The sequence below is a fragment of the Streptomyces sp. CBMA156 genome (assembly GCF_014596515.1).
Classification (GTDB): Bacteria; Actinomycetota; Actinomycetes; order Streptomycetales; family Streptomycetaceae; genus Kitasatospora.
This window is the reverse complement of the sequence record NZ_MSJQ01000365.1, coordinates 1-11697: the sequence shown is the minus strand read 5'-3', so window position 1 is coordinate 11697 and position 11697 is coordinate 1. Positions and strand designations below refer to the sequence as shown.

At 75.8% G+C, this 11697-nt stretch carries 12 protein-coding genes; 10 read left to right on the top strand and 2 right to left on the bottom strand.

Translation table 11 applies throughout. The annotated features are described in order from the left end of the window. The 8 genes from BU198_RS31920 to BU198_RS31885 form a co-directional block, all read left to right on the top strand. Positions 1-1899, top strand: a 1899-nt coding sequence (locus BU198_RS31920) for a DEAD/DEAH box helicase (protein WP_188297282.1), incomplete at its 5' end; no start/stop codon positions are given. Then, positions 1896-2093 (top strand): hypothetical protein, encoded by a 198-nt coding sequence (locus BU198_RS31915; RefSeq protein ID WP_188297281.1) that lies wholly within the window; start codon positions 1896-1898, stop codon positions 2091-2093. The genes BU198_RS31920 and BU198_RS31915, both read left to right, overlap by 4 nt. Before the next feature lie 33 nt (positions 2094-2126). Further along, the gene (locus BU198_RS31910; protein WP_317620408.1) at positions 2127-3161 is read left to right on the top strand and encodes an RNA polymerase sigma-70 factor; all 1035 of its coding nucleotides are present in this window, start codon (positions 2127-2129) and stop codon (positions 3159-3161) included. A gap of 34 nt (positions 3162-3195) precedes the next feature. Beyond that, positions 3196-4323 (top strand): MerR family transcriptional regulator, encoded by a 1128-nt coding sequence (locus BU198_RS31905; RefSeq protein WP_188300337.1) that lies wholly within the window; start codon positions 3196-3198, stop codon positions 4321-4323. Between the two features lie 38 nt (positions 4324-4361). Then, the gene (locus tag BU198_RS31900) at positions 4362-5165 is read left to right on the top strand and encodes an alpha/beta fold hydrolase (RefSeq protein ID WP_188300336.1); all 804 of its coding nucleotides are present in this window, start codon (positions 4362-4364) and stop codon (positions 5163-5165) included. Between the two features lie 94 nt (positions 5166-5259). Next, a complete protein-coding gene (locus BU198_RS31895) occupies positions 5260-5667 on the top strand; it encodes a helix-turn-helix domain-containing protein (RefSeq protein ID WP_188300335.1) in 408 nt (135 codons plus the stop codon). A 2-nt stretch (positions 5668-5669) separates the two neighbouring features. Beyond that, positions 5670-6230: a hypothetical protein gene (locus tag BU198_RS31890; RefSeq protein ID WP_188300334.1), complete on the top strand. Its 561-nt coding sequence runs from the start codon at positions 5670-5672 to the stop codon at positions 6228-6230. A gap of 184 nt (positions 6231-6414) precedes the next feature. After that, complete coding sequence (locus BU198_RS31885) at positions 6415-6702, top strand: DUF2516 family protein (protein ID WP_411293257.1); 288 nt, start codon at positions 6415-6417, stop codon at positions 6700-6702. A 107-nt stretch (positions 6703-6809) separates the two neighbouring features. Here BU198_RS31885 and BU198_RS31880 read toward each other — a convergent pair whose 3' ends face one another. After that, positions 6810-8306: a PP2C family protein-serine/threonine phosphatase gene (locus tag BU198_RS31880; protein WP_188300332.1), complete on the bottom strand. Its 1497-nt coding sequence runs from the start codon at positions 8304-8306 to the stop codon at positions 6810-6812. A gap of 239 nt (positions 8307-8545) precedes the next feature. Between BU198_RS31880 and BU198_RS31875 the strand changes: the two genes are divergently transcribed. Next, positions 8546-9106 (top strand): O-acetyl-ADP-ribose deacetylase, encoded by a 561-nt coding sequence (locus tag BU198_RS31875; protein WP_188300331.1) that lies wholly within the window; start codon positions 8546-8548, stop codon positions 9104-9106. A gap of 236 nt (positions 9107-9342) precedes the next feature. Here the strand turns inward: BU198_RS31875 and BU198_RS31870 are convergent, their stop codons facing one another. Continuing rightward, positions 9343-10185: a class I SAM-dependent methyltransferase gene (locus BU198_RS31870; protein ID WP_411293255.1), complete on the bottom strand. Its 843-nt coding sequence runs from the start codon at positions 10183-10185 to the stop codon at positions 9343-9345. Between the two features lie 216 nt (positions 10186-10401). Between BU198_RS31870 and mshA the strand changes: the two genes are divergently transcribed. Further along, a partial coding sequence (gene mshA, locus BU198_RS31865; protein ID WP_411293256.1) for a D-inositol-3-phosphate glycosyltransferase occupies positions 10402-11697 on the top strand: 1296 nt, incomplete at its 3' end.

Below are 11697 nucleotides of genomic sequence, written 5' to 3'. Positions count from 1 at the left end.
GTGCTGCTGCCCGCCTGGTGGCGCCGCCGCCCCCGGCTCGGGCTCGCGCTGCGCGCCACCACCCCGCCCGCGCCCGGCTCGCTCGCGGTCACGAGTCAGGTGGACCGGGACGCCGTGGTCGACTTCCGCTGGCAGGCCGCGCTCGGCCCGGAGGGCAGCCCGCTCACCGAGCAGGAACTGGCCGAACTCGCCGCCGCCAAACAGGGGTTGGTCCGGGTGCGGGGCACCTGGCTGGAGGCCGACCCGGACCAGATCGCCGCCGCGCTCGCCTTCCTCGCCGACCGGCGCGACGGCGTGCTCGCCGCCGCCGACCTGCTGCGCCTCGCCCTCGATCCGGAGCCGACGGTCGCCGGGCTGCCGGTCACCGGCGTCAGCGTGGACGGCCCGCTCGGCGACCTGCTCGCCGGGCAGGCCGGTGCCGCTCCGCCGCCGGAGCTGCCGCCGGACTTCCGGGCCGTGCTGCGCCCGTACCAGGAGCGCGGACTGGCCTGGCTGCGGACCATGTCGGAGCTCGGCCTCGGCGCCGTGCTGGCCGACGACATGGGCCTCGGCAAGACCGTCCAGACCCTCGCCCTGCTGGCCACCGAGGGAGCCGCCGGTGCCACCGGCCCCACCCTGCTGGTCTGCCCGATGTCCCTGGTCGGCAACTGGCAGCGGGAGACCGAGCGCTTCGCCCCCGGCCTGCGGCGGTACGTCCACCACGGCGCCGGCCGCCTCGGGGCGGAGCAACTCGCCGCAGCCGTACGGGGCGTGGACCTGGTCATCACCACCTACGGGCTGGTCCAGCGCGACCTCGCCGCCCTGCGGGCGATCCGCTGGCGCCGGGTGGTCGCGGACGAGGCCCAGCACATCAAGAACACCGGCACCGCGCAGTCCAGGGCGATCCGCGCGCTGCCCGTCACCCGGCACCGGATCGCGCTCACCGGCACCCCGGTGGAGAACCGGCTCGCCGAGCTGCACGCCGTCCTGGACTTCGCCAACCCCGGCCTGCTCGGCCCGGCCGAGCGCTTCAAGGAGCGCTACGCGATCCCGGTCGAGCTGCACCGCAGCCCCGAGCGCACCGCCGAACTCCTGCGCCGCACCGCCCCGTTCGTACTCCGCCGGGTCAAGTCCGACCCGGCGGTGGCGGCCGAGCTGCCCGCCAAGCAGGAGATGACCGTCTGGTGCAACCTCACCGCCGAGCAGGCCGGCCTGTACCAGGCGGTGGTCGCCGACCTGCTGCGGCGGGTCGAGGGCATCCGGGGCGTGGAGCGGCGCGGCACGGTGCTGGCCGCGATCGGCAAGCTCAAGCAGGTCTGCAACCACCCGGCCCAACTGCTGCACGACGGCTCGGTGGTGGGCGGACGCTCGGGCAAGGTCGCCCGGCTGGCCGAACTGCTGGAGGAGGCGCTGGCCGAGGGCGACCGGACGCTGGTCTTCACCCAGTACGCCGAGTTCGGGGCGATGCTCCGCCCGTACCTGGAGCGCCGGCTCGGCGAGGAGGTGCTGTACCTGCACGGCGGCCTGTCCAGGGCGCGCCGCGAGGAGCTGGTGGACCGCTTCCAGTCTCCGGACGGGCCACGGGTGTTCCTACTCTCGCTGCGGGCCGGCGGGACCGGCCTCAACCTGACCGCCGCCAACCAGGTGATCCACCTGGACCGCTGGTGGAACCCGGCGGTCGAGGAGCAGGCCACCGACCGCGCCTTCCGGATCGGCCAGCGCCGGGACGTCCAGGTCCGCCGGCTGGTCTGCGTCGGCACCGTCGAGGAGCGGATCGACGAACTCCTCGCCGCCAAGCGCTCGTTGGCCGATGCGGTGGTGGGGGAGGGGGAGCGCTGGCTCACCGACCTGCCGGCCGAGGCGCTGCGCGAACTGGTCGCCCTCACCCGGGAGGACGCCGTGGCCGAGGAGGACGCGTGACCGACGAACCGAGACCGCCCGCCGTCAACGTCGCCGCCTACTGGCGCGGCGACTTCACCCTGCGCCCCGCCCCGCCGGAGGAGGACGGCCCGGACGAACCCTCGCTGCGCCGCCTCGGCCGCTCCGGCATCACCGTGCACGGCCGCGACCTCGCCGTCCTGCTCGCCCCCGCCTACGAGGCCTTCCGGGGCTGAGCGCCGCGGCTACCGTGCGGTAGCGTCGCGCGGGTGACCGACACCCACGACCACGGGCAGGACGACACCCGGCAGGACGACGCCCGGCAGAGCGACGCCAGGCCGGCCGACACCCGTCTCGCCGACTTCGAGCGGTACCGGCGGATGGTCTTCGGCATCGCCTACCGGATGCTCGGCAGCGTCGCCGACGCCGAGGACCTGGTCCAGGACACCTGGCTGCGCTGGAGCGGGGTCACCGGTCCGGTCGCCGGCCCCGGCGCCTTCCTGGCCCGTACAGTCACCAACCTCGCGCTCAACAAGCTGGACTCGGCCGCCGTCCGCCGCGAGTCCTACGTCGGTCCGTGGCTGCCCGAGCCGCTGGTCACCGAGCCGGACGCGACCGACGGCGTGGAGCGGGCGGAGAGCGTCTCGGTCGCGCTGCTGGTGGTGCTGGAGAGCCTGTCCCCGCTGGAGCGGGCGGTGTTCGTGCTCAAGGAGGCCTTCGGCTTCTCCTACCAGGAGATCGCCGAGGCCCTGGACCGTACCGAGGCCGCCTGCCGCCAGGTCGGCAGCCGGGCCAGGGCGCACGTGCGCGCCCGCCGGCCGCGCTACGACGCCCCGCCCGAGCTGCGCCGCCGTGCCACCGACGAGTTCATGGCGGCCAGCGTCGGCGGCGACCTCAACCGGATGCTGGAACTGCTCGCCCCCGACGTCACCGGCTGGACCGACGGCGGCGGCGTGATCCGCGCCGCGCTGCGGCCGCTCGGCGGCGCCGAGAACGTCGCCCGCTTCGTCCTCGGGGTGTTCCGCCGGCTCGGCGAGGGCGCCGGGGCCAGACCGGTCCTGGTCAACGGCGAGCCCGGCCTGCTGGTCACCGTGGACGGCGCGGTCGACTCCGTCGCGGTGTTCGAGTTCGCCGAGCAGCCGGACGGCACCGTGCGGATCTCCGAGATCCGTGTCGTCCGCAACCCGCGGAAGCTGGCCCACCTCACCGGCCCTGGGCCCCTCACCAGCACGGGCCCCCTCACCGATCCGCGCCCCCTCACCGATCCGGGCCGTCTTCCCGGCGACGGCGCCGACCGGGCTTGACCCTCGACCAGGTCGAGCCCGCAGAGTCACCGGCATGGAGAGCGAGCTGCACAGCATCGGCGAACTGGCCCGCGCCAGCGGCCTGGGCGTCGGCACCCTGCGCTACTACGACGGCGCCGAGGTGCTCACCCCCGCCTGGGTCGACCCGCAGACCGGCTACCGCTGGTACCGGCCCGGCCAGCTCGCCGACGCCCGGCTGCTGGCCAGGCTGCGCCGGGTCGGCCTGCCGCTGGCGGCCGTCCGCGCGGTACTCGCCGCCGCCCCCGGCAGCGGCGAGGCCCGGCGGGTGCTCGACGCGCACCTGCGCCGGCTGGAGGACGGCCTGGCCGACGCCCGCCGCGAGCTCTCCCTGATCCACACGATGATCGAGCAGAGGGAGCAACCGATGACCACAGCCCCCGCCGAACTCCGGCTCACCGTCCCGGCCGAGGGCCTCGCGGCCGCCCTGGACGCGGTCCGCTTCGCGGTCTGCGGCGACCCCGGGCTGCCCTCCCTCGCCGGGGTGCTCTTCGAGCCGGACGGGCCGGTGCTGCGCCTGGTCGCCACCGACCGCTACCGGATGGCCCTCGCCGAGGTGCCCGCCGCCTCCCAGGACCCGGCCGGGCACCCGGTGGCCGGCACGGTCGTCCCGACCGCGCTGGTGGACGCACTGCGCGCGCTGCTCGGCGCGGGGGCGCCCGAGGTGGCGCTCACCCTCGGAGCCGGGCTGGTCCGCGCCGAGGCCGGGGCGCACCGGATCGAGGGCGCCGCCCTGGACTTCGACTACCCCGACCACCGGGCCGTCACCCGGCTCGAACCCGAGCACCGGATCGCCCTGTCCGCCGCCGAACTGCGCGCCGCCGTGGCGGCCGGAGCCACCCGCACCCTGCCCTCGGGGCCGGGCGGTGCCGACTGCGCGGTCACCGTGCTGACCCTGACCGGGGACGGCCGGCTGGCGGTGGCCGACGACCCGGCGCCCGAGGGCTACCGGCTGGCCGTCAACCGGGACTTCCTGCTCGACGCCCTCGACGCCGGACAGCCCGGAGAGCCCCGAGAGTCCGGACAGTCCGGGCAGCTGCTCCTCGAACTCGGCGGCCCGATCGCCCCGCTGGCCGTCCGCAACCCCGGCCAAGCGGGCACCTTCTCCGTCCTGATGCCGGTCCGCCTCCCCGAGTCCGCCTGACCGGCCCGCCCGGCGGGGGCCTCTGGAAGGATCGCCCCATGAGCCCGCACGCCGATCACCCCGCCGCCGAGGTCCACGTCCCCGCCCCCGGCGGCGGCCGGCTGTGGGCGGAGCGCCGGGGCAGCGGCAGCCCGGTGGTGCTGCTGCACGGCTCCGGCATGGACTCCCGGCTGTGGGACGCCGTCGTCCCCGAGCTCTCCCGGCACCACGAGGTGATCCGCTACGACGCCCGCGGCCTCGGCCGGTCCGGCGCGCCGGAGCGGGCCTTCGACGACGTCGAGGACCTGGGCGCCGTGCTGGACCACTTCGGTCTGCGCAGCGCCGCGCTGGTCGGCCTGAGCATGGGCGGCGAGACCGCGCTGGATTTCGCCCTCGCCCACCCGGGGCGGGTCGCCGCGCTCGGCCTGGTCGGCGCCTCGGTCAGCGGCCACGACTGGCCGCCGTCCCCGGAGACCACCGCCTACACCGAGGCCAGGCGGCGGGGCGACGCGGCGGCCCTGGCCGAGCTGGAGCTCTCGGTCTGGGCCGCGATGGGCCGTACCGCGCCTGGCGGTGAGCTGATCGCGGCGATGGTCGAGGAGAACGCGGCCCGCCGCATCGTCAGCGAGCACCACCTCGCGGGCGCCCCGGCCAGGGCGGCGGAGTCCGTCCTCGGCACGGTCACCGCGCCGACCCTGGTCGTCCACGGCGACCGGGACCACCCGGAGATCGCGGCGATCGCGGAGCGGCTCGCCGCCGGCATCCCCGGTGCCCGCGGCCACCTCGTCCCGGGCGCCGACCACTACCTCCCGCTGCGCACCCCCGAACGGCTCACCGAGCTCCTCCTCGCCCACCTGGCCTGACCGCCCCGGCCCGCCCTGACCCGTCCGGCCTGGCGCGTTTGCTGCCGCTAGCACCCTGCTTGCATTTGCAAGCAGGGTGTTGCAGGCTGTCCCCATGGCCTCACTGAACGTCGGCTCGCTCGGCGAGTACATCCGCGAGCAGCGCCGCAACGCCCAGTACTCGCTGCGGCAGCTGGCGGAGGCCGCCGGCGTGTCCAACCCGTACCTCAGCCAGATCGAGCGGGGGCTGCGCAAGCCGAGCGCGGAGATCCTCCAGCAGATCGCCAAGGCGCTGCGGATCTCGGCGGAGACGCTGTACGTCCAGGCCGGGATCCTGGAGGAGCGGCGGGGCGAGGGCCTGGAGTTGCGGGCCTCGATCCTGGCCGATCCGATGATCAACGAGCAGCAGAAGCAGGCGCTGCTCGCGGTCTACGACGCCTTCCTCAAGGAGAACGCCGCTTCGGCCACCGGTGCGACGGCCGACGGCTCAGCCCCCCAGAACACCCACCGGGAGGACCGGTAACCATGCCCATCACCGACGAGATCAAGAAGACCCTCGGCGACCCGACCCCGCTGTACGCCCTGGCCGGCGCCGGGGACCTCGCGTACGAGAAGCTGCGCGAGGTGCCGGGCCGGGTCGAGGCGCTGGCGGCCGACCGCAAGGGCACCGAGGAGAAGGCCACCGCCAGGCTCCAGGAGGCGCAGTCGCTGCTGACCGGGGCGCAGGCCAGGGTCGCCGAGACCGTCACCACGCTGCCGACCGACCTCAAGGCCATCCAGGAGCGGGCCCAGGGCTTCGCCCTTCAGCAGGTGGCCCGCGCGGTCGAGCTCGCGGTGAAGGCCAAGGAGACGTACGACGAGCTGGCCGAGCGCGGCAAGGTCGTGGTGGACAAGGCCCTCCCGGGCGCGCCGGCCGATGCCGAGGAGCCCGGGCAGCCCGCGCTGACCGTCGAGCCGGCCGGGGCCGGGCCGGTGGCGGAGGAGGCTGCCGGGCCCGCCCCGAGGAAGCCCGCCCGGGCCCGCAAGGGCGCCGCCGCAGACACCGCCGCCGACCCCGCGGCCGCCGCCGACACCGCCGCGGAGTGAGCCCGGGTGCCGAAGGGCACATCGGGTGACCGCGGGACGTTGACCCCGTTGCGGACGGTCGTCGTGCCAGGATGGGCGGTGGTCGCAGCATCGGAGCCGAGAACAGAGGAGATCGAGAATGGTCGGAATGTTGCAGATTCTGGCCTTTTCCTACCTGAATCCGATCTGGTGGGCGATCGTTGCCATGCTCGCCTACAAGTTGTTCGCCCTGGCCGACGCGGTCACCCGCCGGGAGGACGCCTACCGGGCGGCCGACAAGAAGACCAAGGGCTTCTGGGTGGCGATCCTGGCGGTCTCCTTCGGCTGGGACTTCCTGTTCGGGGTGAACTTCTTCACCGGCATCGGCACCCTGGCCGGCCTGGTCGCCTCGATCGTCTACGTGGTGGACGTCCGCCCGGCGATCCGGGCGCTGACCGGAGGCGGTGGCGGCCGTGGCGGCCGCAGCAACACCGGCCCGTACGGGCCCTGGTAGGCCGGACGACGACGAAGCGAAGGCCCGGGCGGGGGCTCTGAAACCTGGGAGCCCCCGTCCGGGCCTTCGTTCGTGCGCTGCGGGCCGGCCGCCCGTCCCGCGGGCCGTCAGCCGAGGATCAGCTGGACCGGGTTGCGCTCCAGCAGCAGCACCGCGACGTCGTCGGTCAGCGCGCCGCCGTTCAGCTCCTCGACCTCGGCGATGGCGCTGTCGACCAGCCGCCCCCTGGTCAGCCCGGCGGCTTGGTGGTCGCCGACCAGGCCGGCGAGCCCGTCCTGGCCCAGCCGCCGCGACCCGGCCCCGACCCGGCCCTCGATCAGCCCGTCGGTGTAGAGCAACAGCCGCCAGCCGGCCCGGAGTTCGATCTCGTGGGCGGGCCAGGCGGCCTGCCCGTCGTGGCACGGCAGCAGGCCGAGCGCGGGCCCGGCGAGGTCGGCGGGCAGGGTGACCGGCTCGTGGTCGCGGCCGAGCAGCAGCGGCGCCGGGTGCCCGGCGAGGTAGAGCCTGGCCCGTTCGCCGGCACCGAGCGAGTCGAGGCCGTTGCCGGTGCCGCCGGGCTCGATGACGAGCATGCAGAGCGTCGCGAAGATCTCGTCGCTGCGCCGCTCGTGCTCCAGCACGTGCTGGAGGGTGGTGAGCAGGGCCTCGCCGGTGAGGCCGGCGAAGACCAGGGTGCGCCACGCTATCCGGAGCGCGACGCCGAGCGCGGCCTCGTCGGGGCCATGGCCGCAGACGTCGCCGATCACGACGTGGACGGCGCCGTCGTCGGTGCGCACGGCGTCGTAGAAGTCGCCGCCGAGCAGTGCGCGGCGGCGACCGGGGCGGTAACGCCGGGTGAAGGAGAGCCCGGCGCCGTCGAGCAGCGGGGTGGGCAGCAGGTGGCGCTGGAGGCGGGCGTTCTCCTGGCCGCGCAACTCGGCCTCGACCAGGCGGCGCTGGGACTCGTCGGCGCGCTTGCGCTCGACGGCGTAGCGCAGGGCGCGGGCGAGCAGCGGGCCGTCCGTCTCGTGCTTGAGCAGGAAGTCCTGGGCGCCGGCCGCGACGGCGGCCGCTCCGAGTTCGGCCCCGGCGGCGTCGGTGAGCACCACGACCGGGGTGTGCGGGGCCCGGCGGAGCAGTTCGTGCAGGCCCTCCAGTCCGTCGGAGGCGTCGGACGGGTGCGGCAGGTCGGCGGGCGCGGCGAGGTCGAGCAGCACGCAGCCGAACTCGGGGGTGCGGGAGCGCCCGCGCCGGGCCCAGGGCGCGGGCGGGGCGAGCAGTTCGGTGGCCTGGTCGAGGCCGCGGGCCCAGTGGATCTCGATCGAGGTGCCGCTGTCGGCCACCGCTGCCTTGATCAGCTGGGCGTCGGAGGCGTCGTCCTCGATGACCAGCAGCCGCAGCGGTGCGTCGTCGGCGGGACCCTCCGCCGCCGCGGGGCCGCCGGGATCGGAGAGGCGGGACGGGTGGGAGGCGTGCACGGCCCGCGCGCGGGGGTGGGGTATCGGGGGAGCCGCCAGGCCCGGACCGGTCGCGGCGCGGTTGCGGGCACGACCGACGGGGGCGCCGTCATGGGCGCCCGGCAGGTCCGCGGCAGCAGGTGCCCGCCCGTCTCCCGTTGCGGGCATCGGTGGTTCCTCCCTTTCCCCGACTGCGTAACGGTCGGCGTCCGTCCGCAGTGCCCGCCTGGCACCGCGCGTCGGGGAACTTCTCGCGACCATAACGTGGTCTCCGGGGATTTCTCTGGCCGACCGGCGCCGTTGTGGCTCTTGCCACGCCGGTGGCGGTGTGGTGACTGGACTCGGACGACGGCCCGGTTTCCCGTCCCGGCGGCTGCCGGGCGGACCGGGGAAGGGGAGTGGTGGCGGTGGAGCGGATCATCCTGCTGGAGGGTGACATCACGGAGCAGGCGGTGGACGTGGTGGTGAACGCCGCCAACTCGTCCCTGCTGGGCGGTGGCGGGGTGGACGGCGCGATCCACCGCGGGGGCGGGCCGCAGATCCTGGAGGAGTGCCGCCGGCTGCGCGCCTCGCACTGGGGCAAGGGGCTGCCCACCGGGCGCGCGGTGGCGACGACGGCCGGACGGCTGCCCGCCCGGTGGGTGGTGCACACCGTCGGGCCGGTGTACCGGGCGGAGGAGTACGGGGAGCGGGCGGAGCTGCTGGCCTCCTGCTATCGCGAGTCGCTGCGCACCGCGGCGGGGCTCGGCGCGCGCACGGTGGCCTTCCCCGCCGTGTCGGCCGGGATCTACGGCTGGCCGCCGGCGGACGCGGCCCGGATCGCGCTCGGCACCGTCGCGGAGGTGCTGGACGGCGGTGAGGCGGAGGCGGGCGCGGGGCTGGCGGAGGTGCGGTTCGTGCTGTTCGGGTCGGAGATGTACGAGGTGTTCGAACGGGCCCGCCGGGAACTGCCCGGGCGGAAGGGCTGACGAGGGACTGGGCACGGCACGCGCCGGGCGGCGTGTGGTGCCGTCGCTCGGCCGGGTCCATGGTGGCGTGTCGAGGCGTCAACACGCCAGAGATATTCGATAACTCGTTCGAGTGAATGCATCGGGTCGCTCACCAGCTCCCGCGCGCACCGCCCGGCACCGTCCGTAACTGTCGGCACCGCCCGTAACCGCCGGCACCAGGCCGACGCCCCGTACGGCGCCTGCGGGGAGAGCGCCTACGGAGAGAGCGCCGACCAGGGCACCGTGACCTCGCCCTGCCGCCACCGGCCGCGCGCGTCCACCAGCGGCCAGCTGCCCGCCAGCGCCGTGCAGGCCGCCACCCAGCGCTGCCGCGCCCCGAACGCCCCGTACGGCGCGGCCGCCGCCCAGGCCCGGTCGAAGTCGGCCAGGAAGGCGTGCACGGGACGCCCCGGCACGTTGTGGTGGATCAGCGCCTTCGGCAGCCGCTCGGCCAGGTCGGAGGGCCGGCCCAGGCCGCCCAGCCGGGCCGCGAAGGTCACCGTCCGCGGCCCCTCGGGGCCGAGCGCGACCCAGACGTGCCGCCGCCCGATCTCGTCGCAGGTGCCCTCCACCAGCAGCCCGTCCGGGGCGAGCCGGGCGCACAGCCGCTCCCAAACCCCGGCCACCGCCGACTCGTCGTACTGCCGCAGCACGTTGGCCGCCCGGATCAGCAGGGCCGGCGCGCCGCCGTCCAGCGGCACCTCGAAGCCGCCGCGCCGGAAGGTGAGCAGCGGCGGCTCGGCGTACGGCAGCGCGGCGGCGACCCGCTCCGGCTCGATCTCGATCCCGACCACCCGGACGTCAGGACGCACCGTGCGCAGCCGCCCGGCCAGCTCGACGGCCGTCCACGGCGCGGCGCCGTAGCCCAGGTCCACCGCGACCGGCGGGCGCTCGGCGGCGCGCAGCGAGCGGCCGAGGGCGTGGGCGATCCAGCGGTCCATCCGGCGCAGCCGGTTGGTGTTGGTGGTGCCCCGGGTGACCGTCCCCACCGGGCGCCCGGTCCGTCCGCGGGCGGGCGCGGCAGGCGCGGCGGTCGCGGGGTCGAAGGAGGCAGCCATGCCCAGAAGGGTAGTCGGGCCGCCGACCGCACCGTGCTGACCTGGGACGATGCCGGCCGTCCCGGCCGGTGGGCCGGGGCGGGAATGCCGGACCCGGTCCGTGTGGTTGGCACCCTGTTGGTGATGTGTGCCCGGACGGGGCAGCGCACACCGGACAACGGGCGGTCCGGCGCGGACCGCCTAGACGGGCCGCACAGAGGAGGCTTCAGCCAGGTGATCCAGCACCCCGTCCGTTCGGTACGCCGTGCCCAGCCCGCCGCCCCCGCGCGCGGCAGGCTCCAGTCGCTCGTCCCCGGCCGCCGCCGCCCGCGCCGGATAGCGATGCTGAGCGTCCACACCTCGCCGCTGCACCAGCCGGGCACCGGGGACGCCGGCGGGATGAACGTCTACATCGTCGAGCTGGCCAAGCGCCTGGCCGAGCTGAACATCGAGGTCGAGGTGTTCACCCGCTCGATCTGCTCCGACGACGCGCCGACCGTCGAGCTGGCCCCGGGCGTGCTGGTCCGCCACGTCACCGCCGGGCCGTACGAGGGCCTGGTCAAGGAGGACCTGCCGGCCCAGCTGTGCGCCTTCACCCACGGGGTGCTGCGGACGGAGGCCGGCCACCGGCCCGGCCACTACGACCTGGTGCACTCGCACTACTGGCTCTCCGGGCAGGTCGGCTGGCTGGCCGCGCAGCGCTGGGGGGTGCCGCTGGTGCACACCATGCACACCATGGCGAAGGTCAAGAACGCCGCGCTGGCCGAGGGCGACACGCCCGAGCCCGCGGCCCGGGTGATCGGCGAGACCCAGGTGGTGGAGGCGGCCGACCGGCTGATCGCCAACACCACGGAGGAGGCCGCCGAACTGGCGCTGCACTACGCCGCCAGGCCGGACCAGCTGGCCGTCGTCCACCCCGGGGTCAACCTCGACGTCTTCCGCCCCGGCAGCCCCGACGCGTCCGCCGCCGCGCGGGCCCGGCTGGGCCTGCCGCAGGAGGCCGCGGTGCTGCTGTTCGCCGGCCGGATCCAGCCGCTGAAGGCCCCGGACGTGCTGCTGCGGGCGGTCGCCGCGCTGCTGGGCCGCCGCCCCGAGCTGCGCGAGCGCCTGGTGGTGCCGGTGGTCGGCGGACCGTCCGGCACCGGGCTGGCCCGGCCGGAGAGCCTGCACAAGCTCGCCGCCCAGCTGGGCATCTCCGACGTGGTGCGGTTCCACCCGCCGGTCGGCCAGCCGCAGCTCGCGGACTGGTACCGGGCGGCGACGGCGCTGGTGATGCCCTCGTACAGCGAATCCTTCGGGCTGGTCGCGCTCGAGGCGCAGGCCTGCGGCACCCCGGTGGTGGCGGCCGCGGTCGGCGGCCTGCCGGTCGCGGTGCGGGACGGCGAGACCGGCAGCCTGGTGAACGGCCACGAACCGCTGGAGTGGGCGCTCGCGCTGGAGCCGTACGTCATCGACCGGGAGCTGGTGGCCAGGCGCGGCGAGGCGGCGGCCCGGCACGCGGCGGGCTTCGGCTGGGGCGCCGCCGCGGCGACC

Bases quoted from the DNA above. Each gene is read 5' to 3' on its own strand.
- BU198_RS31895 (WP_188300335.1), top strand. From the start codon at position 5,260: ATGGCCTCACTGAACGTCGGCTCGCTCGGCGAGTACATCCGCGAGCAG.
- BU198_RS31905 (WP_188300337.1), top strand. From the start codon at position 3,196: ATGGAGAGCGAGCTGCACAGCATCGGCGAACTGGCCCGCGCCAGCGGC.
- BU198_RS31900 (WP_188300336.1), top strand. From the start codon at position 4,362: ATGAGCCCGCACGCCGATCACCCCGCCGCCGAGGTCCACGTCCCCGCC.
- BU198_RS31890 (WP_188300334.1), top strand. From the start codon at position 5,670: ATGCCCATCACCGACGAGATCAAGAAGACCCTCGGCGACCCGACCCCG.
- BU198_RS31870 (WP_411293255.1), bottom strand. From the start codon at position 10,185: ATGGCTGCCTCCTTCGACCCCGCGACCGCCGCGCCTGCCGCGCCCGCC.
- BU198_RS31880 (WP_188300332.1), bottom strand. From the start codon at position 8,306: ATGCCCGCAACGGGAGACGGGCGGGCACCTGCTGCCGCGGACCTGCCG.
- BU198_RS31885 (WP_411293257.1), top strand. From the start codon at position 6,415: ATGCTCGCCTACAAGTTGTTCGCCCTGGCCGACGCGGTCACCCGCCGG.